The 23,940-nt window shown below is 50.9% G+C and carries 20 protein-coding genes; 18 read left to right on the top strand and 2 right to left on the bottom strand.

Annotated features, from left to right (window positions below; all coding sequences use genetic code 11):
* The first annotated feature begins 156 nt into the window (after positions 1 to 156).
* A complete protein-coding gene (locus CWI70_RS04960) occupies positions 157 to 435 on the top strand; it encodes a YfcL family protein (RefSeq protein WP_126771077.1) in 279 nt (92 codons plus the stop codon).
* Here CWI70_RS04960 and mnmC read toward each other — a convergent pair.
* Positions 432 to 2,273, bottom strand: coding sequence for a bifunctional tRNA (5-methylaminomethyl-2-thiouridine)(34)-methyltransferase MnmC2/FAD-dependent 5-carboxymethylaminomethyl-2-thiouridine(34) oxidoreductase MnmC1 (gene mnmC, locus CWI70_RS04955; RefSeq protein WP_157980867.1), 1,842 nt, complete (start codon positions 2,271 to 2,273; stop codon positions 432 to 434). The two genes, CWI70_RS04960 and mnmC, sit on opposite strands and share 4 nt — an antisense overlap.
* Positions 2,274 to 2,406: 133 nt before the next feature.
* Between mnmC and fabB the strand changes: the two genes are divergently transcribed.
* The 10 genes from fabB to purF all read left to right on the top strand — a co-directional run bounded on the left by fabB (position 2,407) and on the right by purF (position 13,440).
* Entirely contained in the window at positions 2,407 to 3,621 is a 1,215-nt protein-coding gene (gene fabB / locus CWI70_RS04950; RefSeq protein ID WP_126771073.1) for a beta-ketoacyl-ACP synthase I, read from the top strand.
* A gap of 102 nt (positions 3,622 to 3,723) precedes the next feature.
* Positions 3,724 to 4,896 carry a 4-phosphoerythronate dehydrogenase gene (locus CWI70_RS04945; protein ID WP_126771071.1) on the top strand — a complete coding sequence of 391 codons (1,173 nt, stop codon included), beginning with the start codon at positions 3,724 to 3,726 and terminating at the stop codon, positions 4,894 to 4,896.
* A gap of 10 nt (positions 4,897 to 4,906) precedes the next feature.
* The gene (locus CWI70_RS04940; protein ID WP_126771070.1) at positions 4,907 to 5,923 is read left to right on the top strand and encodes an aspartate-semialdehyde dehydrogenase; all 1,017 of its coding nucleotides are present in this window, start codon (positions 4,907 to 4,909) and stop codon (positions 5,921 to 5,923) included.
* A gap of 56 nt (positions 5,924 to 5,979) precedes the next feature.
* Entirely contained in the window at positions 5,980 to 7,716 is a 1,737-nt protein-coding gene (locus tag CWI70_RS04935; protein ID WP_126771068.1) for a FimV/HubP family polar landmark protein, read from the top strand.
* Positions 7,713 to 8,516: a tRNA pseudouridine(38-40) synthase TruA gene (gene truA, locus CWI70_RS04930; RefSeq protein WP_126771066.1), complete on the top strand. Its 804-nt coding sequence runs from the start codon at positions 7,713 to 7,715 to the stop codon at positions 8,514 to 8,516. Before CWI70_RS04935 ends, truA begins: the two co-directional genes overlap by 4 nt.
* A 98-nt stretch (positions 8,517 to 8,614) precedes the next feature.
* Entirely contained in the window at positions 8,615 to 9,478 is an 864-nt protein-coding gene (gene accD, locus CWI70_RS04925; protein WP_126771064.1) for an acetyl-CoA carboxylase, carboxyltransferase subunit beta, read from the top strand.
* Positions 9,479 to 9,488: 10 nt separating this feature from the next.
* Entirely contained in the window at positions 9,489 to 10,766 is a 1,278-nt protein-coding gene (gene folC / locus CWI70_RS04920; RefSeq protein ID WP_126771062.1) for a bifunctional tetrahydrofolate synthase/dihydrofolate synthase, read from the top strand.
* A gap of 2 nt (positions 10,767 to 10,768) precedes the next feature.
* Positions 10,769 to 11,335: an SPOR domain-containing protein gene (locus CWI70_RS04915; protein WP_126771060.1), complete on the top strand. Its 567-nt coding sequence runs from the start codon at positions 10,769 to 10,771 to the stop codon at positions 11,333 to 11,335.
* Positions 11,336 to 11,413: 78 nt separating this feature from the next.
* A complete protein-coding gene (locus CWI70_RS04910; protein ID WP_126771059.1) occupies positions 11,414 to 11,899 on the top strand; it encodes a CvpA family protein in 486 nt (161 codons plus the stop codon).
* A 20-nt stretch (positions 11,900 to 11,919) separates the two neighbouring features.
* Complete coding sequence (purF, locus tag CWI70_RS04905) at positions 11,920 to 13,440, top strand: amidophosphoribosyltransferase (RefSeq protein ID WP_126771057.1); 1,521 nt, start codon at positions 11,920 to 11,922, stop codon at positions 13,438 to 13,440.
* Between the two features lie 121 nt (positions 13,441 to 13,561).
* On the opposite strand, the gene astB is transcribed toward purF, so the two are convergent.
* Entirely contained in the window at positions 13,562 to 14,908 is a 1,347-nt protein-coding gene (gene astB / locus CWI70_RS04900; RefSeq protein WP_241967822.1) for an N-succinylarginine dihydrolase, read from the bottom strand.
* A 236-nt stretch (positions 14,909 to 15,144) separates the two neighbouring features.
* On the opposite strand from astB, the gene topA reads away from it, so the two are divergent.
* The 7 genes from topA (at position 15,145) to CWI70_RS04865 (ending at position 23,910) form a co-directional block, all read left to right on the top strand.
* On the top strand, positions 15,145 to 17,778 hold the full coding sequence (gene topA, locus CWI70_RS04895) for a type I DNA topoisomerase (protein ID WP_126771055.1): 2,634 nt from the start codon (positions 15,145 to 15,147) through the stop codon (positions 17,776 to 17,778).
* Positions 17,779 to 17,885: 107 nt separating this feature from the next.
* The gene (locus CWI70_RS04890) at positions 17,886 to 18,329 is read left to right on the top strand and encodes a hypothetical protein (protein ID WP_126771053.1); all 444 of its coding nucleotides are present in this window, start codon (positions 17,886 to 17,888) and stop codon (positions 18,327 to 18,329) included.
* Positions 18,329 to 19,816 carry a hypothetical protein gene (locus CWI70_RS04885; RefSeq protein WP_157980866.1) on the top strand — a complete coding sequence of 496 codons (1,488 nt, stop codon included), beginning with the start codon at positions 18,329 to 18,331 and terminating at the stop codon, positions 19,814 to 19,816. The genes CWI70_RS04890 and CWI70_RS04885 overlap by 1 nt, the downstream gene beginning before the upstream one ends.
* Positions 19,816 to 21,021, top strand: a complete 1,206-nt coding sequence (locus tag CWI70_RS04880; protein WP_126771049.1) for a hypothetical protein — start codon at positions 19,816 to 19,818, stop codon at positions 21,019 to 21,021. Before CWI70_RS04885 ends, CWI70_RS04880 begins: the two co-directional genes overlap by 1 nt.
* Positions 21,021 to 21,458 carry a hypothetical protein gene (locus CWI70_RS04875; protein ID WP_126771048.1) on the top strand — a complete coding sequence of 146 codons (438 nt, stop codon included), beginning with the start codon at positions 21,021 to 21,023 and terminating at the stop codon, positions 21,456 to 21,458. Before CWI70_RS04880 ends, CWI70_RS04875 begins: the two co-directional genes overlap by 1 nt.
* Positions 21,458 to 22,885 carry a GspE/PulE family protein gene (locus CWI70_RS04870; protein WP_126771046.1) on the top strand — a complete coding sequence of 476 codons (1,428 nt, stop codon included), beginning with the start codon at positions 21,458 to 21,460 and terminating at the stop codon, positions 22,883 to 22,885. The genes CWI70_RS04875 and CWI70_RS04870 overlap by 1 nt, the downstream gene beginning before the upstream one ends.
* Complete coding sequence (locus CWI70_RS04865) at positions 22,849 to 23,910, top strand: type II secretion system F family protein (RefSeq protein ID WP_198677647.1); 1,062 nt, start codon at positions 22,849 to 22,851, stop codon at positions 23,908 to 23,910. The genes CWI70_RS04870 and CWI70_RS04865 overlap by 37 nt, the downstream gene beginning before the upstream one ends.
* Positions 23,911 to 23,940: the final 30 nt, after the last annotated feature.

Raw genomic sequence — 23,940 nt, 5'->3', positions numbered from 1 at the left:
GTGTTGCTATTGCCAAACATGATGGTGCTAAGTGTATCAGATTGCGTGTGCCATGTGGTATCCTACGCCGCTTCACGGTGAGAGCTAATTTCATAGCTAACCTTTCATAGCTAACCTTTGATAGCTAACCAATAAGTCATAAGCGAGGTAGACAGCGTGGCAGAGCAGGATTTTGCACTTTATATTGAGCGCTTGGAGCAGGTTTTTGACCGAGCCGTAGCCGAAGGTACTGATGATGAATTGTTTGCCAGCGGCTATTTGCGTGGTCACTTTGATTTAGTTGTCGCGCAACTTGAACTGCAAGAACAGGCCAAGGCTGAGGCGGTTTTGCCGACCTTGCGCGCTGCCGTCGAACAAACCAAACATGAATTAGCCCCCGCAGACCAGCAGCACATTGCCGACATGATTGCACGTCTGGAACAGGCTGCCGCTTAGCGTGTTTGCAAACGTTGCGGCTGCAGTCGTTGCCAAAGGCTTGCGGGCATTGGTAATGGCTGGCCCTGCAGCGCTGCAACGAGGGTGCTAGCCGCTAACGGCGCCGCAGTAAATCCTCGCGAACCTAAACCACCAATCACCCATAAGTTCGGTGCGAGTTCACCGACCATCGGCAAGTGGTCCCGAGTGGTATTACGCACCGCCGCGCGATCGGCTATCGGCTTGAGTTCGTGAGGCCAGTTTGCCGGTGCTAAATTAGCACGCAGGTTGTCCATATTCTCGTCACGATCTATGGAGCGTGTTCGGCAATCTTCGCTGTCCCGCGCATAAGTCGCACCCACACAATGCCTACCTTGATCTGCTGGGGTGAAATAGCCTTTGTAGCACACCACCACCGGGCAGTGTTGGGTTACTGCGGTCGCGGCGACTTGGGTGACTTGTCCGCGCACGTTCTGTAGTTGCACCGCAAAGGATTCGAGCAACTGTTTCAGTGCCGCACCGCAGGCGAGCACGACGGTTTGGCTGTGACGTGTTGACCCATCGGCGAAAGTAAGCTGCCAGCCTTGTGCTTGTGGCTCTACGTTGGCAAGTAGTTGGTGTTCGACGTGGCAGTCCTTAAGTAGCTGCGCAACGATAGCCGCCGGACGTAACCACCCACCTTGCGGATAACAGAGACTCGGGTAAGCTGGCAACGCAGACCAGAGTGCTTGCGTTTCGCTTGCAGTTAAATAGCGGACGGTTTGCGGGGCATAACCGGGGCCTTGCTCATCCGTAGACCGACTGATTTTCGTATAGCGTTCGGCGCGTGCTGAGGTATATCCCAATTGTACGACGCCACAGGGATACCAGTCTTGCGCACAGTTTTGCGCATAAAATTGACAGGCGTAGCCGAAGGCTTGCGTGAAAAACTCAGCGAGCGGACTGCGCTCCGCATGAAGGAGCGGGTACACAGCTCCTTGAGGGTTGCCCGAGGCACCATCTGCAATTGCGGGACTGATCACTTTGACCTGATAACCGGCTTGCTGTAATTCGAAGGCAGTGCATGCCGCAGCGATGCCGCCACCGATCACGGTCACTTCCCGTGGGGTCGCGCTTGATGCTGTGGTGGCATGGTCTTGTGCAACGGGTAAATGGCCTCGTAACATTTCTCTTTTGCGGCCAAAACCTTTCACTTTTTCGATGGCGAAACCGGCAGCTTGAAGTCCGCGTCGTACCGCTCCGGCGGCGGTAAAGGTTGCAAAGGTAGCGCCCGGACGGCCGCTGCTAGCCATGGCTTCGTACAATGATGCGCGCCACATGTCAGGGTTTTTGTCAGGTGCAAAACCATCAAGGTACCACGCGTCGACACTTTGTTGCGCGTGTACTAACCACTGTGGGAGAGCAGCGTGAATATCATCGAGCCAAAGATCGAGGATTATTCTACCGTTGGCAAATACGCGTCGATGACAACCCGGTTCTGCGGCCGGGTAGGCCTGTATCAGTTCTTGCGCAAGCGCTTGCAACTGTGGAAAAGCACTTAGTGCTTGCTGTAAATCGCTTTGGCGCAGAGGAAATTTCTCAAATGAGATATAATGTAGCTTAAGTGCAGTTGGCGCATGCTCTAAAAAACATTGCCAAGTGGCGAGAAAGTTTAAGCCAGTACCAAAGCCGCTTTCGGCAACGACAAAGGTATCGAGTGGGTGTGATTGCCAGCGCTGCGGGAGATCATTATGCTGTAAAAAGACGTAATGGCTTTCGGCCAACCCATCTTGGTTGCTAAAATAGATATCGTCGAAGGCGGTCGCCACGGGCATACCGAATTCATTAAAATGTATTTGAGCGTGAGTGGAATCGGTCACAGGACATCCGTACACTGGCATATGGATAGTGCGCAATAGTGTAACAATAATTCGGTAATATTGCGGAAAGCAGACCACTTTTTTATTCAGAACAGCTACCATACACAGGCGCTCAGCAAGACAGGAAACCAGAATGAGAAGAGCAGTGATAACCGGTATGGGCATTGTGTCCAGTATCGGCTTAAACCAACAAGAAGTACTAGAGTCCCTTAAACAAGGCCGCTCTGGTATCGAGTTTTCTCAAGAATTTGCCGACATGGGCTTGCGTTGCCAAGTCTGGGGACCGGTACGTACCAACCCAGCTGATCATATCGATCGTAAAGCATTCCGCTTCATGGGGAATTCTGCCGCTTATGCCTACATGGCCATGGCGCAAGCTATTGAAGATGCAGGTTTGAATGAAGACGAGGTGTCCAATCCACGTACAGGTTTGGTGGTCGGTTCCGGCGGCGCTTCTGGTGAACACCAAGTGGCAGCAGCCGACATCTTGCGCGAAAAAGGTGTTAAGCGGGTAGGGCCTTACATGGTTCCACGCTGTATGGCATCAACCACTTCTGCGTGTTTAGCTACCCCATTTAAAATTAAAGGTGTGAATTACACCATTAGTTCGGCGTGTGCGACGTCTGCACACTGTATCGGTCATGCTCTTGAGCTTATTCAATTTGGTAAGCAAGATCGTGTCTTTGCCGGCGGTGGTGAAGAACTGCACTGGACCCTAGGTATGGAATTCGATGCCATGGGTGCGCTGAGCACCAAATACAATGATACGCCGAGTAAAGCCTCACGTACTTACGATACCGATCGCGATGGCTTCGTCCCAGCTGGTGGTGGCGGTATCTTGGTTATCGAAGAGCTTGAAAGTGCCTTGGCTCGTGGTGCGAAGATTTATGGTGAAATCGTCGGTTATGGCGCAACGTCGGATGGTTATGACATGGTTGCTCCATCGGGCGAAGGCGCCGTGCGTTGCATGCAAATGGCAATGTCGACAGTCGATACCCCGATTGATTACCTGAATACGCACGGTACCAGCACGCCGGTGGGTGATACCAAGGAACTTGAAGCGATTCGTGAAGTGTTCCCAGAGCAAACACCGCTGATTAGTGCGACCAAAGCAATGACCGGTCACGCACTTGGTGCTGCGGGCGTGCATGAAGCTATCTACTCGCTGTTGATGTTGAACAATAGCTTTGTTGCCCCTTCGATTAACGTCGAGAATTTAGATCCAGCAGCACAAGACATGAACATCGTAACCGCAATGCAACCAGCGGAATTGACGACTGTGATGTCGAATAGTTTTGGCTTCGGCGGCACCAACGCAACCTTGGTATTGCGTAAGTATCAGAACTAACACGGCTAGACTTACCAAAGTGTAGCGATGAATAAAAAGGTGCGCCATGGCGCACCTTTTTGTATGCTAGCCTTATCGTTTTTGCTGTGACAGCGAAGGTCTATGTTACTTGTTGCCGATGCCAACCTACCTGGCTTTACCCGTCTTATCGAAGTGTTAAACACGCAGGCTTCGACGCCGCTAGAGGTGAGTACCTATAGCGAACGGCAACCGCCTATGGAGCTGCTCGCACGCGCTGATGCATTATTTATCCGCTCAGTGACGACGGTTGATGCTGGCTTGCTCGCCCACGCGCCAAACTTGAAGTGGCTGGGAACAGCCACCATTGGCACCGATCATGTTGATAGACCTGCGCTCAAAGCAGCTGGAATACGCTTTCACAACTGCCCAGGGGTGAATGCAAACGCAGTCGGCGACTATGTTGTAAGTGCGGTGGCGGCATTAAGCTTACAAAACGGTAGCCTGCCTAACGGTGAAGTCGCTATTGTTGGTGCTGGCAATACTGGGACTGCGGCTGGACAGCGTTTGACCGGACTAGGGTTGAAAGTGCATTACTATGACCCTCCACTTGTTGCGCAAGGTGCTACCCATGTGCATGCAGACTGGCAACGGGTGCTCGCGTCGCAAGTTATCAGTTTTCATGTGCCATTGGTTACGAAGGGTGAGCATGCAACCCACCATTTGTTTGATGCTCGTGCGCTCGAGACCTTTACTGCTTCTGAGCAGAAGAAAATGCTCATTAATGCTAGTCGCGGGCCTGTGATCGACGAACAGGCATTGCTGACGCACTTGCGTGAGGATACACAACTCCAAGTGGTACTTGATGTATGGGAACATGAGCCGCAGTTGCATGAAGAAGTGGTAAAGAGAGTGTCCTTAGCAACGCCACATATCGCTGGACACAGCTTTGCCGGTAAGCTTGGTGGGAGCTGGCAACTATTGAAAAAGTGGTTGACGGATCAAGGCTTAGCTCTACAATTGCCAAGTTTTCAACGATTCCTGCAAAGCTACGCGCAAGGTCAGTCGCGCCTTCAGCATGCGCCGCAGGCGCCAGACTGGCAAACGCTGGCGCATTGGGTGTTGCAGGTGTATGACATCCGTCAAGATGACCAGCTATTAAGACAAACTGGACTGACGGCCACTGAATTTGATGCCTTGCGGCGGAACTACGCTGTGCGTGCTGAGTTGAGTCAGCTACACTTGCAAACAGGAACTTGGGCGCAGGACGAAAACTGGCGTAAGCGTCTAACACAATTAACATTTCAGATAGAGTAAAGGGGCAGTCATGGCGCGAGCATTTAATGTTGCGGTTTTAGGAGCTACAGGGTTGGTGGGTCAACATATGATTGAACTACTGGCCGAGCGAGACTTCCCGGTTGCACAGTTATTCCCATTGGCGAGTCAACGTTCCGCGGGAACCACTATTTCTTTCAAAGGCGAAGACGTTGAAGTTCTTGATGCCGACACGTTTGACTGGACACAAGTGGAGCTGGGCTTCTTTTCTGCGGGCGGCAGCATTTCACGGACCTTTGCGCCACGTGCCGCTGAAGCCGGGTGTATTGTCATCGACAATACCTCTGAGTTTCGCTACGAAGAAGATATTCCGTTAGTTGTACCCGAAGTGAACGCTCACGCCTTAGCGGACTTTCGCAATCGCAATATTATCGCTAACCCGAATTGTTCGACGATTCAGATGCTGGTAGCGTTGAAACCAATTTATGATGCGGTTGGTATTGAACGCATCAATGTGGCAACTTATCAGTCGGTGTCGGGTGCTGGTAAAGAAGCGATGGACGCTTTGGCGCAACAAACGGCGAGCTTGATGAATGGGCGCCCCTTAGAAAACGACTTTTTTGCGCGGCAAATGGCGTTTAATTGCATTCCACAAATTGACGTGTTTTTGGATAATGACTACACCAAAGAAGAGATGAAAATGGTGTGGGAAACGCAGAAAATATTTGGTGACCCGAGCATTCGCGTGAACGCCACAGCCGTGCGCGTTCCTGTGTTTTATGGGCATGCCGAAGCCGTGCATATTGAAACTCAGCAGCCGATTGATGCGGTACAAGCAAAGGATCTTTTACGGCAAGCTCCGGGTGTGGTGTTGCTGGATGCCAATGAGGATTTTCCGACGCAGGTTAGCGATGCTACTGGGCACGACGATGTTTTTGTTGGACGCGTACGCAATGATATTTCGCATCCGCAGGGCCTCAACTTATGGGTAGTGGCGGATAATGTACGCAAGGGTGCTGCAACCAACAGTATTCAAATTGCTGAACATTTGATAAAAGACTATATTTGAGTAAGTTTTTGATTTCACTTAGTTCCAATAATGACAGCTATAAGGACGGGAAAGTGATGGCACGGATTATCATAGCGGCAGCATTGGCACTGGTCGTGGCGTTTTCAGCCGTAGCCGTAGCGCAACAGGGGGCGCGTGCTTCGCGCTGGCAACCCGATCAGTTTGGTCCGATTGTACCCACCGACACTATGTGGAGTATTGCCGGTTACTATGGTCGCCAGCAAGGCGTAAGTATGTTCGATATGATGGACCGCATTGTCGCTGCTAACCCACGCGCCTTCCGCGATAACCGTCCGGACTTTATGTTGACGGGATTCTATTTGGATATCCCGGTTGTTGGTGAAGCTGTCAAATCAGCGCAGCCTGCAGTCAGTGCAGTTTCTGCGGACACCACCGCTGATGCGGCAGAAACAACACCGGAAACCGCCGACGATGCTTCTGAGCCGGTTGCTGATACCAGTGTGGAAAATGAAATTGCGATTTCGGTTTCCGAAATGCAAGCGCTGCGTACTCAATTGTCTGATTCGATCGACTTGATCGAAAACTTGCAAGGTGAAAATAGTGAACTACAAAGTCGTTTAGCTGCGGTTACGCGCGAGCTGAATGAGCTGCGTGCCCGAGCTGATGCGGAACAACAAGCATCATCAGAAATGGAATTGATGGCGCAGGAATTAAGCAATGAAGAAGTCACCAGCGACACCATTGCTGCCGAGCCAGAGACATTGAATCCTGCCGCTGAGCCAGCCACCGAAACGAAGCAAGCGGAGCCTGTCCCTGCGACAACCACCGCAAATCAACAAGTTGAGCAAGAAACCAAGACACCGCCGGTCATCAGCAAGCGGAAGCAAGAAACGTGGCTCGATTGGTTGTTGAAGCCGCTGCAAATAGCCATCGTTGGCGGCTTGCTGATTATTTTGCTCGGTATTATCGGGTTTGCGCTCTACATACGCCGCGTTAATCGTGAAATCGAAGAAGGTGGTTCGGCGCCAGACGCGAGCGCAGAAGACGCAACAGAAGTCGAACCAGAAGTCGAGCCAACAGAACATGAAGAGTCAGCAAATTGGCAAGAAGAAGGCGCAGAACCCGACTATGCGGAAGTGACCGATGTTGACCTCGATGAATATTTGCGTGAACGTGGTGATGAAGATGTAAACGATGCGTCGGACGCATCCTCGGCAACCGATAAAGGCGATGATGATACGGATCCGATGTCGCAAGAAGTCGATGAACTGTTGGCGATGGATTTCCCGAGTGAGGAAACTGAACCAGAATCGGAAGTGACTGAACCTGCGGAAGATATTGCTGAGTTTCGTGTTGCTGAAGCCGAACCAGTCGAACAACAAGATTTGGATGATGAGCAACGCACCCGTGGAGAACTTGAGGACGCCCTAGATTCCTTTGGCGGCTTGCGTCTGGATGAAGATGAAGCTGGCGATAAGGATGTAGCAGAGCGTCAAGATGACGAAGACTATGTGTCGATTGAAAGTTTGATGGAAGAAGCTGAAACCGAAGCCAGTGAAGAGCAAGAAGATCCTTATGATAAAGAGAAGCTCAATGAAGCTTTAGGCGGTGAAGGCAGCGATTCTGATGAAATTGATTTAGGTACCGAAGCCATGCTCGATGAAAGCAAGTCACCAGCGGCGAAACTCGACTTAGCCCAAGTCTATATTGATATGGGCGAAATCGATGATGCACGTGAGTTACTTGAGAGTATTAAGGGCTGTGGTGATGAAGAAGCCGAGCGTGATGCGGCAGAATTATTAGAGAAGTTAGCTGAACAGGGCGGTCGATGAGTAGTACGCGCTTCGCGCTGGGTATCGAATATGATGGTAGTCAGTATTTTGGTTGGCAACGGCAGCGCGAGGTCGTTGCCGTTCAAGAGGTTCTTGAGAAAGCTTTAAGTAAGGTTGCAAACCACCCCGTTGAAGTTGTTTGTGCTGGGCGTACTGATGCCGGCGTGCATGCGACCGGTCAGGTGGTGCATTTCGATAGCCAAGAACCACGTAGTGATGCAGCTTGGACGATGGGCATCAACAGCAACCTTCCACACGACGTCGCTGTACGTTGGGTGCGACAGGTCCCTGAGGACTTCAGTGCGCGGTTTAGTGCGACAGGTCGACGTTACCGCTACATTATTTGCAATACGCGTTTACGTCCGGCCATTTTAGGGCGCGGCGTCAGCCATTACCACTTTGCGCTTGATGCAGATAAAATGCATCAAGCAGCGCAAGGCCTGCTCGGCGAGCATGATTTTAGCTCTTTTCGCGCTGCACAATGCCAATCGCATTCGCCAAATCGTTGCGTTACGCATATCAATGTTACCCGTCATCAAGATTTTATTGTCGTTGATATTGCCGCAAACGCCTTTTTGCATCATATGGTTCGCAATATCGTCGGCACCTTACTTGCGGTCGGACGCGGCGAGCAGTCGCTAGCATGGCCCGCGGAACTCTTAGCAAAACAAGACCGTACTTTGGCAGCCGCCACAGCGAAAGCCGAAGGTTTGTATCTCGTTCAGGTGGATTACCCTGAACAATATGCACTGCCAGTGTTGCCCCCCGGGCCCCTGTGGTTGCCAGAGGCAAACCACTAATAAGACCACTTTTTACTGCAAGGTCAGTGCAGAGTATGCTTTAATACAGGGAATTTAGGGCCTTTGCCGAAGTCATTTACAGAGAATTAAGACACGATATGAGCTGGATTGAGCGAATTCTTGCAAAACCAAAAAGTGGTAAACGCCGCAACATCCCAGAAGGGGTGTGGACGAAATGCACCAGTTGCGATGCCATTATTTACAGCGCAGATCTAGAGCGCAATTTGCATGTTTGTACCAAGTGCGATCACCACATGCGTATGTCGGCACGACGTCGACTTGCGAGCTTTCTTGATAGCGATAGCGCGAGCGAGATTGGTGCGGAGTTAGAACCGAAAGACATTCTTAAATTCCGTGATTCAAAAAGATACAAAGATCGTATCGCGGCAGCGCAAAAAGCAACTGGTGAAAAAGACGCTTTGGTTGCGCAGAAGGGCAAACTTAAGGGTATGCCTGTGGTTGCTGTAGCCTTTGAATTTGAGTTCATGGGCGGCTCCATGGCATCAGTAGTTGGCGCTCGCTTTGTGAAAGCTGCAGAAGTTTGTCTACGTGAGCGTATTCCGTTGATTTGCTTTTCGGCATCGGGTGGTGCGCGTATGCAAGAGGCTTTAATGTCACTGATGCAAATGGCGAAAACCTCGGCAGCGCTCGCGCGAATGAGTGAAGAAGGGCTACCGTTTATCTCGGTGTTAACTGATCCGACGATGGGCGGGGTCTCTGCAAGTTTAGCTATGTTGGGCGACGTTAATATTGCCGAACCGAAAGCTTTGATTGGTTTCGCTGGTCCTCGCGTGATCCAGCAAACAGTGCGTGAAACTTTACCTGAAGGCTTTCAACGTGCAGAGTTTTTGTTGGACCATGGCGCCGTTGACATGATCGTTGATCGTCGGCAAATGCGTAACCGCATCGCTGCATTGTTGGCGAAGTTCCAACACCATGCGCCATTGGCGGACGAGTATTGATCAAACGCTCATGAGCGCAACACCTCAACCACCTTCTGTCACAGCCGGGCTTGATGCCTGGCTGTCCTATTTAGAAGCCCTGCACCCTAGCGAAATTGATCTCGGTTTAGAGCGAATACAGGCGGTCGCGCAACGTTTAGGAATTGCGCCTGGCCAAGCGAAGGTGATCACGGTTGCTGGTACCAACGGCAAAGGCTCCACTGTTCGCTACCTTGAGACGATGTTGCGCGCCGCAGGTTATGTTACCGGTGTCTATATTTCACCACATTTAGTGGATTATGAGGAACGGGTGCGCATCAATGCTCAGCAACTTGATGCACAGTACCACGTTGAGGCGTTTAACGCGGTTGAGCAAGCGCGGGGTGACACGTCACTGACGTACTTTGAGTTTGGTACCTTGGCGGCATTTTGGTTGTTACAGCAGCAAGCATTGGACGTTTGGATTTTAGAAGTCGGTCTGGGCGGGCGTCTTGATGCAGTGAATTGTATCGCTGCTGATGTTGGTGTGATCACCTCTGTAGGTATCGACCACGTCGCTTTTCTTGGTCCTGATCGCGAAAGCATCGCGCGGGAAAAGGCAGGTATTTTCCGCCCTGACAAAGCAGCAATCATCGGCGAGCCTGATTTTCCCGCTACTGTTTTGGCTGAGTTAAGGCAGCGTGGCATTGAGCCCGCACGGGTAGGTCGCGATTTTCACTATCGGCGCAATGCTGATACTGAAACCTGGGATTACGTTGGGCGATCCAGTGTCCTGCGGCAGCTACCGCTACCGCAGCTACCGTTACCGAACGCTGCTACGGCACTGAAGGCTCTCGAAAAGCTGGCTTTACCGGTGTCTTTACAGGCGATTAAGCAGGGGCTTCAGACAGCGCGTGAACATGGGCGACTTGAGTTTCGTCCCGGCTCACCAAATGTGTTACTGGATGTCGCACATAACCCCCATGCGGCGACATTTTTAGCCGAGCACATCCGCAGCCGCTTTCCCAATTACACCATCATGGCCGTTGTAGGAATGCTCCACGACAAAGATATTCGCGGTACATTAGCTGCATTAGCGCCGGTGGTAGGGCAGTGGTTTTTCGCCGATTTAGCAGGCCCTAGGGGAGCTAAAGCTTTGCGTTTAGCGGACGAAATGGCGCCCGGTAGTGTTGCATCGGTGCATACCTTTTCGACGGTTGCGGACGCCTACCAGGCGGCTTGTGCAGAGGCGCAGCGGGAAAGCGTAGAAACACTAGTATTGGTGTGTGGCTCGTTTTACACTGTTAGTCAAATTCCTCAAGCGGAGTAAGCATGGCGTCGCAACTTCAAAACCGTATCGTAGGTAGCATCATCTTAATTGCATTAGCAGTCATTATTTTGCCAGAGTTGCTGGATGGGAAGCAGGTGAAGCAACAGCAAGAGTTAGCAGCAATCCCGATGCAACCTGATGCTGAGGTGATTGAGAAAACCGTGGTTCTACCGAGTGAAGAACTCGCTGGTACACCGATCGAAGTTGATGAAATGGAGCCGTTGCCTGATACCGTCGAGCTTACCGCAGAAGATGCGCCTCGCGTTGCCGAACCTGCGGGCGAAGAGGTCAACACAGAGCCTGCACAACCGGTAACCACCTCCTTGTCTGAGCCAGGTTATGTGATTCAATTAGGCGCCTTTAGTAATGCCGAGTCGGTTGCTGCACTAATTAAGCAACTGCAGGAGCATGGCTTTGCTGCCTACAGCGAAGCGGCGCAAGTGAATGGCAAAACACTTACCCGCTTATTCGTCGGGCCAGCGCTTAGCGAAGCCGAACTTGAAGCACAACTTCCCGAATTACAAAAGCTCACAGGTCTTTCCGGTCGGGTTGTCAGTTACGAACCGTAAAGCTAAATAAAAAGTGGCGTTTTTCAGCTGTTTTTCTGTTAAACTGCGCGCGTCTTAAACAGCCTTAGGAACTTCCTTATGGTCTGGATCGATTATGCTATTTTAATTGTTATCTGCTTGTCGACTTTAGTCAGTTTGGTACGCGGCTTCATCAAAGAAGCCTTGTCTTTGGTCGTATGGGTAGCGGCGTTTTTTGTTGCCAGTTGGTACTACGCCGATCTCGCCTCTTATTTCACCGGTCTCGATGATCCCATTGTGCGTAATGCGGTTGCTGCATTGGCGCTATTCATTACCACGCTTATTGTTGGCGCAGTCGTGAACTACGTGATGGGGCAGCTTGTTCACAAAACGGGACTTACCGGTACAGACCGTGTGCTTGGTGGTGTGTTTGGTGCGCTGCGCGGTGTTTTAATTGTCAGCGCCTTACTGTTTTTCTTGGATAGTTTTACCGGTCTTGCCGGCACCGATTGGTGGCAGCAGTCATTGCTGATCCCGCATTTCGGCGTATTTATCCAATGGTTTTTTGAGTATTTCGAGCAAACTTCGAGTTTCCTCCCCAATTAAGTCAATGAGGTTGTTCTAGCATGTGTGGAATCGTCGGTATAGTAGGTAAAGATCCGGTCAATCAAGCGTTGTATGACAGCTTAACCATGCTGCAGCATCGCGGGCAGGACGCCGCAGGCATCATGACGGTGCACAACAATACGTTGCGCTTGCGTAAAGCGAACGGCCTCGTACGTGATGTGTTTCATACACGCCACATGCATCGTTTGGCCGGTCGCGTGGGGATCGGACACGTTCGCTATCCGACCGCGGGAAGCTCAAGCTCTGCCGAGGCACAGCCGTTTTACGTGAATTCACCGTTCGGTATCGCCATGGCGCATAATGGTAATCTTACGAATGCCCAAGAGATCCAAGATCAGTTATTCACCAAAGCACGTCGCCACATCAACACGACCTCTGACTCAGAAATTCTGTTGAACATTTTTGCCCATGAGCTCTATCAGCAACAGAGCCTCGAGCTTACAGCAGATGATGTTTTTGCAACGGTAAGTCGTGTTCATCGGCAAATCCGTGGCGCCTATGCGGTGGTAGCTATGATTATCGGCTTCGGTATTGTGGCGTTTCGCGACCCATGGGGCATTCGCCCGTTAGTGTTAGGCAAGCGCGAAACACCAAATGGTAACGAGTACATTGTCGCCTCAGAAAGTGTTGCCATTGACGGAACCGGCTTCAAGTACGAGCGTGATATTGAGCCAGGTGAAGCGGTTTATATTACCGAAGATGGCGAGCTGTTCTCACGTCAATGTGCGGATAATCCACAACACTGTCCGTGTATTTTTGAATACGTTTATTTTGCCCGTCCAGACTCGTTTATTGACAAAATTTCAGTCTATGCCTCACGGGTGAATATGGGACGTAAGCTCGGCGAGAAAATCAAGCAAGACTATGCTCATCTTGATATTGATGTGGTGATCCCCATCCCTGAAACCAGTTGCGATATTGCGCTAGAAATGGCGAATGTCCTCGACTTACCTTACCGTCAAGGCTTCGTGAAAAATCGTTATATTGGTCGTACGTTTATTATGCCGGGTCAGACGCAACGTCGTAAGTCAGTGCGACGGAAGCTGAATGCCATTGGTGCTGAGTTCCGCGGCAAAAATGTCTTGTTGGTGGATGACTCCATTGTACGGGGTACCACGTCAGAGCAAATTATCGAAATGGCTCGTGAAGCTGGTGCGAAGAAGGTCTATTTTGCCTCTGCAGCGCCCGAGATTCGCTTCCCGAACGTTTACGGTATTGACATGCCAAGTGCGAACGAATTGATTGGCCATGGCCGTGAAGCTGACGAGATTAATGCATTGATTAAAGCGGATGGTTTAATCTATCAAGATCTTGAAGATTTGATCGCTGCGGTAAAAGAAGAAAACCCCTCCATTCAGCAGTTCGAAACTTCGGTATTCAGTGGCGAGTACATCACCGGCGACATCAATCAAAGTTATCTTGATCGTCTCGACGCCGCACGCAATGATGTCGCGCGTCACGGTGGCGATGGCGAGGAAGATGCCAATCTTGAGTTGCACAACGAAAGCGACGACGAGTAGCCCGTGGTTCTACCACGGGAAATATCGAATTGAACGAGCATGGTTGAAATGCGCAGTTGGATCCGTGGTAGAACCACGGGCTACCATGAACAAACAAAAAGCCCGCCGAAGCGGGCTTTTTTTATACCAGTTGGAACGGGTAAACCGAGCCTAATTTCAGGATTTGCGTCAGCTCGTCGAGTGCGCCGCGCGACTCGTTCAGCAACTGTGGGTCACGCAGGTCATCCACACTCAATTCTTCGCGATAATGCTTATCTACCCACTCATTAAGGCGAGTAAAGAGTCCATCGTTCATGATCACGGCTGGATTGACTGCAGCAAGCTCATCATCATTCATAGCAACCCTTAGGCGCAGACAAGCCGGACCACCGCCATTACGCATGCTCTGTTTAACGTCAAAGAAGTGCACTTTCTTGATAGGTGTATTACGCTGCACTAAATCTTCCAAATAAGCCTTCACGCGCGGATTTTCTTCGCACTCGGTTGGCGCGATGATGGCCATGCTGCCATCTGGCATGGTCAGCAACTGCGTATTAAACAAATAAGTTTGTACCGCATCTTCCACAGAGACTTCGCTGGTTTTAACACAAATAAAGTGTACCGGCTCAGCGCCGAATTTCTGCTGAATTTCAGCAAGTTTCGCTTCGGTATCCAAGAAGGCTTGCTCGTGGTAGAACAAGACATTCTGGTTACCTACCGCGATGACGTCATTGTGGAATACACCCTGATCGATAACATCCGGATTCTGCTGAATATAGACTGTATTTTCGTCACTCAGGCCATGCAAACGCGCAATCGCTTGCGACGCTTCAAAGGTTTGCCGTGCAGGGAACTTCGTTGGTGCCGGCTTACTACTGTCAAATGCATAACGTCCGAAGGTAAAGATCTCGACACCGGCGTGGCCATAGTTGCTACACAATCGCGTATGGTTCGCCGCACCCTCATCACCAAAATGCTCGTTGTCAGGTAAGTGCAGATGATGTTCAAAATAACGTGAGTTATTGAACATAGCTTGTAAAATACGGCCGCTGGTCATCGGCTCCAATGAACGGTGGAATTTATTGGTCAAGTTAGCGGGGGTAAAGTGGACTTTCCCATTCGCAGTGTCTGCGCCCGGCGATACCGTTGCTGCATTTGCCGTCCACATACTTGAAGCGGAGCACACAGCCTGATAAATTTGCGGCGCTTCGGTGGCGGCTTTGTAGAGAACTTCGCCATCGTTGCCAGTGAAACCAAGACGGCGCAAGGTGGCAATGTCAGGGCGCTCATGCGGTGCAAAGACGCCTTGAACCATTCCCATATCGTGTAGGGCCTTCATTTTAGCAAGGCCTTGCTTGGCTGCGGAGCGAGGGCTGGAAACGGCTTTAGCGTTGGATAGTGACGCGACATTACCAAAGGATAGACCCGCGTAATTGTGCGTAGGGCCAACCAGACCGTCGAAGTTCACTTCAAAATGTTGAGTGCTCACGAATTCCTCCATTGCAGTTGCAAGCAAGTGATTGGCGGCTATTATACCCACAACGGGCCTCTTGTGTAAGCCCTGAAGTGGCGTAAGTCCGCGTCTTACAAGGTGATCCGAGGAGCGCTTGCATAGCTATAAGTAATCAACGAATTTTTATTAAATTTGCTTCGCATGGTTGTTTACTGTGAACAGAAGCGATATATCTAAAAAAAGATCCCATCTTATTAGGACACGAAGGACGCATGGCAAAATCGCTAGTAATTGTCGAGTCGCCGGCCAAGGCTAAGACCATAAATAAATATTTAGGCAACGATTTCGTCGTGAAATCGAGTGTCGGCCACGTACGTGACCTACCTACGCGCAGCACTGCGGAGGTGGCGAAAAAGTCACCAGCTGAAGTGCGCAAGATGTCGCCGGAACAAAAAGAAGCCTATCGACAGGCGCGCGAGTTCAAGAAGCTTGTCGCCCGGATGGGGGTAGATCCCGAGCACGGCTGGGAAGCACATTACGAAGTTTTACCCGGCAAAGAAAAGGTTGTCAGCGAGCTACAAAAGCTAGCGAAGAAAGCCGATGCCGTCTATCTCGCAACGGATTTGGACCGCGAGGGGGAAGCCATTGCTTGGCACCTACGCGAGCTTATTGGTGGCGACGACGAACGCTTTCGTCGGGTGGTCTTTAACGAGATCACCAAGAATGCGATTCAAGATGCGTTTTCGCAGCCTGCACACCTTAACCTTGACCGCGTGAACGCCCAACAAACCCGCCGCTTTCTTGATCGGGTGGTGGGCTTTATGGTTTCACCATTGCTTTGGAAAAAAATTGCCAGAGGCTTGTCGGCAGGGCGAGTTCAGTCGGTTGCGGTACGCTTGGTGGTTGAACGCGAACGCGAGATTAAAGCATTTGTACCGGAAGAATACTGGGATATTTATGCTGACCTAAGCACTGCGCAGAAACAAGAATTGCGCATGCAGTTAGCGAAGTACCTTGGAAAAACGTTCAAGGCTGGTGATAAAGCCGCCGCAGATAAGGCTGTTGCTGCACTCAAGACGGCGGACTACAAAGTTATCGACCGTGAAGATAAACCAACGAGCAGCCGACCATCGGCACCGTTTATCACCTCAACTCTGCAACAAGCAGCGAGCACGCGACTCGGTTATGGTGTGAAGAAAACCATGATGTTGGCGCAGCGTCTGTATGAAGCGGGTCACATCACGTACATGCGTACCGACTCGACCAACTTGAGTAAGGAAGCAGTGGCAACATGTCGCGACTTCATTGGTAAGCAGTACGGTAAAGACTACTTGCCCGAAAAGCCGAATGTGTATGGCGCCAAGCAAAATGCGCAAGAAGCGCACGAGGCAATTCGTCCCTCGAGTGTCAGTGTTAAGTCGGAACAGTTGCGTGATATGGAGCGCGATGCTCAGCGTCTCTATGAGCTCATTTGGCGACAATTCGTCGCTTGCCAGATGACACCAGCCCGCTACGACTCCACCACTTTGACCGTGGGCGCGGGGGATTATGAATTGAAGGCCAGAGGTCGGGTTATGCGCTTTGCCGGTTGGACGAAAGTGCAACCGCCTGCGGGCTCCAAAAATGCGGATGACGCGACGTTGCCGGATGTAAAGAAAGGCGATGTCTTGAATTTACAGGCATTGGATCCGCAACAGCACTTTACCAAGCCGCCGGCACGTTTCAGCGAAGCGTCATTGGTAAAAGAGTTAGAAAAGCGCGGCATAGGCCGCCCGTCGACTTATGCTTCGATTATATCGACCATTCAGGATCGTGGCTACGTGCGAGTTGAGAACCGTCGTTTTTATGCCGAAAAAATGGGTGAAATCGTCAATGATCGTTTAGTCGAAAATTTCTCGCGCTTATTGAATTACAATTTTACCGCCGAAATGGAGCAGGCGCTCGATGACATTGCGGAAGGGAAGCGTGATTGGAAACAAACTTTAGATGCTTTTTACGACGAGTTTTCGAAGAAACTTGAGAAAGCCGAGCTACCGCCGGAGGCTGGCGGTATGCGTGGCAATGAGATGGTTCTGACCGATATCGATTGTCCGAAGTGTGGCCGCAAAATGGGCATACGCACAGCATCGACCGGCGTATTTCTAGGTTGTTCTGGTTATGAGCTGCCAGCCAAGGAACGTTGCACCCAAACGCTGAATCTGTTGCCTGGCGAAGAAGCTGTCAAAGTGAGTGATGACGACGAAGCGGAAACGGAAGCGTTGCGGGCGAAAAAACGTTGTCCGGAGTGCGGTACCGCGATGGACAGCTACTTGATTGATAAAGAGCGCAAATTACATGTTTGTGGTAACAATCCTGCTTGTCCCGGGCAATTGGTCGAGTATGGTGAGTTCCGCATCAAAGGTTATGATGGGCCAGTGCTTGAATGTGATCGCTGTGGTAGTGACATGCAGCTGAAAACGGGGCGCTTTGGTAAATACTTTGATTGCACCAATGATGACTGTAAGAACACACGAAAACTCCTGAAAAATGGTCAACCAGCGCCACCGAAGGAAGATCCTGTGCCATTCCCAGAATTACCATGTGAGAACTCTGATGCGTATTTTGTGCTGCGCGATGGTGCGTCTGGTGTGTTTATGTCGGCGAATACGTTTCCAAAGTCACGTGAAACACGTGCGGTAAAAGTTGCGGAGTTGCAACGTTTTAAGGATCGTATTCCGAAGAAGTTTCATTATTTAACCGAAGCGCCGACCGAGGATGATGACGGTAATGAAGCGATCGTTCGCTACAGCCGCAAACAAAAAGAGCAGTATGTTATTACCGAAGCCGATGGTAAGCCAACGGGGTGGCAGGCTTACTATCGCGATGGTAAATGGCAGGTCAAAGAAACTAAAAAGCGTAAGAAATAACGCTCGCTAGAATCCGCTCTTACCCGCTTGCGGCGGGTGAGGGCAGTGACTACAGTTAGAGGACACCGTGACGGAACAACGGTGCAATCTGACATGGAGGTCACTACATGGGCCAAGGCGTTTATTTTTCTCAAGTTATCCGTAGAATTTTGCCCTACTTGGCATTACCGCTCGCGATCTGGTGCACGTCAAGTTACAGTCAAATTGACTCCCCCGTAGCAGCCTCGACCTGCCCGAGCTTTTCCTTCGCAGCTGAACCTTTTAAGCCGCAGCGCGCCGCAGTTACAGAAGCAGCTGCCGCGCAAGCCATTACCGCGCGTTTGCAACCCGGCTTACTTAAACCACAAGTCGAAAGCTTGATTAAGCAAGGTTTCGATGTTGAATACATCGATTGGCGCGCATCACCACATTATCGTTGGTCGACTCACTTTGAGTTTGCGGCCGACGATTGGCAGCGCGCACTCACCAAAATCCTGCAACCGTATCAACTGCAACTCACTTTGTACGCTAATCACATGGCTGTGGTAGCGCCAACCGCTCAGGTGCAATGATGACCAGATACGCGCTGATCAGTGTGGTGTTGCTGCTTGGAGCATGCCAAACACCTAACACCCATGACCTCGAAGAGCGCAAGTCGAGGGCGTTGGCTGAGCTTGCCAAGTTGCGCTATCCAGCCGCCGTTGCGGCAGAGACAGTTCAATACGCCGATGACTTTTTCGTGCCAGCGCTCGACGAAACACTGCAACAAGAGCCCGTCTGGTATAGCCAAGAAGTGCAGGTCGAGGTCAACGCAATGCCGCTTGATAGCCTACTTGCATCGGTATTCACTGACCAGTACGTAACCTTTGCGTTTGCCGATCCCAACTTAGCTGAACAAGAGGTTTCGTTAGTTTTCAAAGGGTACCGCGGGGACTTGATCAAGGCTATTGCCAATCACTTGAACTGGCATGTTGAGTACGATGATCAACAGTTGCGTTGGAGCCGCTGGCAAACGATGGAATTTGACGTGGCGTTTATTGCCGGTGCTAGCGAATATTTTATGGGGAATAAAGATACGACGAGGCAAGTCGCTAATGACGGGCAAGGGATGCCCTCAGGTGGTACTCCGCAACGATCGAGTGAGCAATACAGTAACTTTCGTAACGAACGTCTAAGTGTCTGGGATGATTTGGCGCGCACCCTAAAATTATTGGTATCCGAGCACGGTGTTGTGAGCTTAAATCAGAGTTCAACGTCGGTGGTGGTGCGTGACACGCCTTATCATGTGCAAGCGGTTGCGAGTTATCTGCGGCAACAAAACGAGAGGCTTACCCGTCAGGTCGCCATTGAAGTGCAGATCATTGAAGTTAATTTTAATGATGAGCAACAACTTGGCATCGATTGGCAGGCATTAACGCAAACGGCCGGTGGTAATGCGGTTCTAGGTTTAGGTGCGGGTGGTGGCGCACTTGCCGATGCCCTTGGTGGGCAATTGTTCTGGCAGCGTCAAAGTGGACGTGCCGCAGGTTCTGAACTCTTTATTCAAGCACTTGAGCAGCAAGGCTTGGTGACAATCAATAACCAACCAAGAGTAGTAAGTTTAAACAATCAAATAGCTAAAATTGCCTTACAGGATAATGCGACTTATTTAGCCTCGGCTGGAACCACAAGCACAGTGAATGTGGGAGCTACGACAACATTGCAACCGGGAGTCGTAACAACGGGGTTCGAGCTTTATTTATTACCTAGTATTCGCGAAGGCGAAGTTATTCTCCAGTTATCAACTGAACTTTCCGATCTGCAACGCATTGATGAAGTGCGGTCAGGCGACCAGTTGATTCAAACGCCGCATACCAACCGTAAGCAATTTTTTATGCAAGCCGCGGTTGCTGATGGACAAACATTACTCTTGTCTGGTTTGCGTAATCAGCGGTCTCAGCTTCAGGCGCAACAAAGTTGGCTAAGTATTATGCTCGGTGGCCAACAACTTGAGCAGCAGCGGCATAGCGAAACCTTGGTCTTGTTAACGCCGACCATTGTGACCAGAGGAAACGGTTGATGACAGCGGTGTGGGCTATTAATGGTTGGCGGCAGCAAGAGCGCTCTGCAAGTGCTATTACTAAGGCGCTGGCAGTCGCACGCGAGCGTGGCATGCAAACTTACAATATTAGTCGTATTGGAAAGCGTTATTGGCTGGTGTGTAGCCGCGAAGTAACGCCGATGTATGACCTTGCGGCAACCGTACGTCGTCACTACCGAAACGTCGTACAAGGTATATACCTAGCTGTATGGCGAGAGCAGTTTGTTGTAGTGGTGTGGACGAATGCGCTGCTGCAGCATTGTGTTGCTTGCACGGCCAATGAAACCGGGCTCGCTCACATACAACTACTTCTCGAACGGCTTACGGGTAAAACGAGACGTCATTCAGCATTGTTGCTGGCGAGCTCTGTTCCACAACACTTACATGATTATTGCCTTGCCCACTTAGCGCAATGGCAATTGCACACGAATCAGGTGGATATTGGCGACCTACCACACGACAAACGAACCAAGTTACGTGATATCGCCTTACCGACAACGTGGCAGCAACGACAACGTCTATTTATAGCCGTATTGTTGACCCTAACGGTTGCCGCCGCTTTGGGGTGGTATCTATGGCCGGAACAACCTGTGCAAGTGAACGAGCAAGTTAAGGTTCAGCAAGCACTGCCAGATCCGAAAGGGGTTGTGCCCAAGGTTTTGCAAGAATTACCAAACCTTTTTCATGGTATGAACCACCTTGCTGGGTGGCAATGGCATTCAGCTGAGTTGCGCGGTCAGGAGTTACATGTGTCGCTACGGGCAACGTATGGTCGTCCCGAGGAACTGCCGCATCAGCTTGATGCCGCGTGGCAAGTACTGCCGCAAAGGCAGCAAGCTGCGGCAAAATACGCGTGGCCGACAGTACCATTTGCACGCCAGAAAGCAGGCTTTAGTGTCACTGGCCTCGATACAGCTGATTGGCAGAGGCGACTTAAGCGTTATTTCCCCACTCTTGAAGTAAAACAGGGACAAGCGCTGGCGACAGCGCAGTATCGCCAAAGTGTATTTGTTCTTAAGTTTTTGCAGACAGACTTTGCTGAACTCGCGCGATTGAGTCAATTGCTTAATCATCCGCACTTGCGAATCGTGAAAATGAACTTGCAAGCCGGGCCGCGATTGCGGTCGGAACTAGAGGTTCACCTGTATGCACCACAGGTCATTTCCATGGAAGGAGCATCATAATGGTTTATCCACTTGCATTACTTTTATTTTCGACCCCTGTGGTAGACGCTACTTCAGGGCGTGAGCTGGAGCAGCAATTGGCGAGTGTCAGCGCTTTGCGTATTGAGGAGTTGGCCGAGTTGAAGGCGGCGGCAGAAGTACGCAAACTGCAACATCAACTACAAGTTGCGCAGCTCGCAGCGCAAATCGCCGAGGTTGATCCGCAGCCTGCGGCGCATGTCACAGCGACTGAGAATCCCCTGAATACGTTAAAGCTACTGGGTGTCGTCGGAGTGGATACGCAGTTACGAGTATGGTTACAGGGTGATAGCCGGCCGTACTTCGTAAGCGTTGAGCTACCAGGGCCAAATGGCCTTAAACTCGTTCGCCAAGGGCATCAGTTGACACTCGTGCAAGGACAGTGGCGGCGCGATATAGCACTCACGGAGGTTCGCTAATGCGCTACATTACTGATACTGAATGGCAAGCTGCAATTGCTGATGAGTTTTATTTACAAGAATGCGTGGGGTTGACTGAAACTGCTAGCGAAGAAGGAACCGCGGTGGTAGTGACCACTGAGGGTTATTTAATTGCCAGTCGTGATTCGTGGCGGCGCGACTCGATTGCGCTCTTGCGTTTGCAGGAGGAGTTGCAAGCTCGTCAGGCTTTTCGCCAGCAACTACTTGGTGATGCACGGGAAATTCGTAGGTTTTTACATGATGCAGAAGCGACGCGGACACAACGCTTGCGCCAACATGACGAGCCGACTTTTGATCGTACGAGAGCCCAGCAAGCTTTGGAAGATTTGGTGACCCAAGCATTAGTGTTGGAAGCATCGGATATTCATTTGGTGTTCGACGCACGGCATGCGAGCTTAGCATTCCGAGTGCACGGTCGCTTGGTTGGCCACCTTGAGCGTCCGCGCGAAATTTTAGTCGCGGCGATCGCAGCTGCACTGAATACCAGTTCAGATGACTTTCATGAATTATTTGACGAACAGCGGTTATCGAGTGCCAGCATTAATGTGGTCGTGGCGCTGCACGGTGAGCCACAACGTATTCGTTTGCGCGTGCAGAAATCGCCGACTCGGAATGGTTTCGCAGTAACCATGCGCGTACAAATCGAACGTCAACAGATTCTGCGTTTGCAAGATCTTGGTGTTGCTGCGGATCTCATTGCGCAATTACATCTGTTGTTGGAACAGCCTCGTGGCATGTTGCTGATCGCCGGACCTACTGGACAGGGAAAAACAACGACCTTAGCAGCGTTAAACTTAATGATCCCACCTGATCATAAAATCATTTCGCTCGAGGACCCCATTGAAATTATTCAGCCACATATCGAGCAAAAACCAGTTATTGCAGACCACGCAGAATTAAATTTCGCCAACATGGTTAAAGTTGCTTTGCGCGAAGACCCAGATGTGATCTCAATTAGTGAAATTCGTGATAGTAAGACCGCACAAGCAGCCTATACCGCGGCTTTGACAGGACATCTTGTGACCGCAACCGTGCATGCTCATGATTGCTTTGGGGTGTTACAACGCTTGCATGATTTAGGGTTAGCTTATGAGATGCTTGCTCAACCTGGCGTTATTCGAGGCGTCCTAGCACAGAGGTTGCTCAAACAAGATTGTCAGCATTGCGCAAATTGGGTGCCAGACGACCGAACAGCCTGCCCGAAATGTCAGGGGACAAAAGCTGGCAAACGGCAATTTGTTGGTGAGTATCTTGATGTGAATGACGGGTTACGGCGCGCACTACGCAGCAATACGTTGGATGATTATCGAGCGGAGCTTATCAGCCACGGATGGAAACCGCTCGATCAGCAATTACAGGAGGCAAAGGAATGCCAGATGGAAAGTCATTCAAGTCGCTGCGGCTAAGCAAGCCTTTGCGCCGCGCACAGCAGCTAGCGCTCCTTGAAGATATTGCCTTAGCCCTCGGCGATGGGCTAACGGTCGCACAAGCTTGTCGTGAACTTCAGCACCATGCGGCACAACAAAAAATGTTTCGTGAGCAACAAGCTGTCACCGATTTACAGGCGGCTATTTATCGCGGACAACCTATGGCGACAGCCATGCGTAAATGGTTTGCGCAAGATCTATGCATGCTGGTTAGCGTTGGCGAACGAAGTGGTCTGTTGGAACAGCTCGTGGCTGCGCAGCGCCAGTTTGAGCAACAGCGCCGTGCGGCCCTGCAAGCATTCTGGCGACCGCTTATTTACCCGTTCATCATGCTCCTCGTAAGCATGTTCGCTTGCTATGCAGTAGGTACTCAGGTTTTGCCGAAGCTCACAGCGGGCCTTGCCGAAATAAGTTGGCCACTACTAAGTCTGCACCTTATGAGTATTGCCGAAGGTGTTTGGTTGTTCGCGATAGGGATGGCTTTAGCTGCTATTTTGATCTGGTGCTGGGGACCTTACCCGCTTATTGACTTTCGTTATGTGTTTTGGCGTTGGCTGGCGCAACACAACGCTTTTGTGATACGCCGCTATTTCGATGGTGTCTTGTTGCTGCAAACGTTAACCGTTCTCCTACGCGCCGGTGTTCGGCTCGATCGAGCTCTGGAAGCGATGCAGGAGTTTGGTACGGGTGCGCTGGCACCGATACTTCCGAACATCCGGCAAAAACTCGCTAACGGAGAGCGCTTGCTGGCGACGATTTTAGATTGTGGCTTGTTGTCACCACGAATGTTATTTCGACTCAGTAACGGTAGTCGAAATGCAACCGAACATGGAACCTTGCAACGCGTTGCGAATTACGCCGCCGCAGATGCAGCGACGGCTTTGCAACGCTTACGAGTGACCATGCAACTCTGCTGTTATGGGCTCATTCTATGGCTACTGCTTATTACCGTTGGCGGTATGGGAGCGATGCTTATGGCAGTAACTCAACAACACGTTCGTTAGTGTTAGGAAAACTTAAACAAGGAAAGTGAA

This window comes from Pseudidiomarina homiensis (assembly GCF_003987225.1).
GTDB lineage: Bacteria > Pseudomonadota > Gammaproteobacteria > Enterobacterales > Alteromonadaceae > Pseudidiomarina > Pseudidiomarina homiensis.
This window is presented reverse-complemented; position numbering and strand designations above follow the sequence as displayed.

What these genes read in the sequence shown, in the direction of transcription:
- fabB (WP_126771073.1), top strand. Translation starts at nt 2,407, where the DNA reads ATGAGAAGAGCAGTGATAACCGGTATGGGCATTGTGTCCAGTATCGGC.
- CWI70_RS04945 (WP_126771071.1), top strand. Translation starts at nt 3,724, where the DNA reads ATGTTACTTGTTGCCGATGCCAACCTACCTGGCTTTACCCGTCTTATC.
- CWI70_RS04940 (WP_126771070.1), top strand. Translation starts at nt 4,907, where the DNA reads ATGGCGCGAGCATTTAATGTTGCGGTTTTAGGAGCTACAGGGTTGGTG.
- CWI70_RS04935 (WP_126771068.1), top strand. Translation starts at nt 5,980, where the DNA reads ATGGCACGGATTATCATAGCGGCAGCATTGGCACTGGTCGTGGCGTTT.
- truA (WP_126771066.1), top strand. Translation starts at nt 7,713, where the DNA reads ATGAGTAGTACGCGCTTCGCGCTGGGTATCGAATATGATGGTAGTCAG.
- accD (WP_126771064.1), top strand. Translation starts at nt 8,615, where the DNA reads ATGAGCTGGATTGAGCGAATTCTTGCAAAACCAAAAAGTGGTAAACGC.
- folC (WP_126771062.1), top strand. Translation starts at nt 9,489, where the DNA reads ATGAGCGCAACACCTCAACCACCTTCTGTCACAGCCGGGCTTGATGCC.
- CWI70_RS04915 (WP_126771060.1), top strand. Translation starts at nt 10,769, where the DNA reads ATGGCGTCGCAACTTCAAAACCGTATCGTAGGTAGCATCATCTTAATT.
- CWI70_RS04910 (WP_126771059.1), top strand. Translation starts at nt 11,414, where the DNA reads ATGGTCTGGATCGATTATGCTATTTTAATTGTTATCTGCTTGTCGACT.
- purF (WP_126771057.1), top strand. Translation starts at nt 11,920, where the DNA reads ATGTGTGGAATCGTCGGTATAGTAGGTAAAGATCCGGTCAATCAAGCG.
- topA (WP_126771055.1), top strand. Translation starts at nt 15,145, where the DNA reads ATGGCAAAATCGCTAGTAATTGTCGAGTCGCCGGCCAAGGCTAAGACC.
- CWI70_RS04890 (WP_126771053.1), top strand. Translation starts at nt 17,886, where the DNA reads ATGGGCCAAGGCGTTTATTTTTCTCAAGTTATCCGTAGAATTTTGCCC.
- CWI70_RS04885 (WP_157980866.1), top strand. Translation starts at nt 18,329, where the DNA reads ATGACCAGATACGCGCTGATCAGTGTGGTGTTGCTGCTTGGAGCATGC.
- CWI70_RS04880 (WP_126771049.1), top strand. Translation starts at nt 19,816, where the DNA reads ATGACAGCGGTGTGGGCTATTAATGGTTGGCGGCAGCAAGAGCGCTCT.
- CWI70_RS04875 (WP_126771048.1), top strand. Translation starts at nt 21,021, where the DNA reads ATGGTTTATCCACTTGCATTACTTTTATTTTCGACCCCTGTGGTAGAC.
- CWI70_RS04870 (WP_126771046.1), top strand. Translation starts at nt 21,458, where the DNA reads ATGCGCTACATTACTGATACTGAATGGCAAGCTGCAATTGCTGATGAG.
- CWI70_RS04865 (WP_198677647.1), top strand. Translation starts at nt 22,849, where the DNA reads ATGCCAGATGGAAAGTCATTCAAGTCGCTGCGGCTAAGCAAGCCTTTG.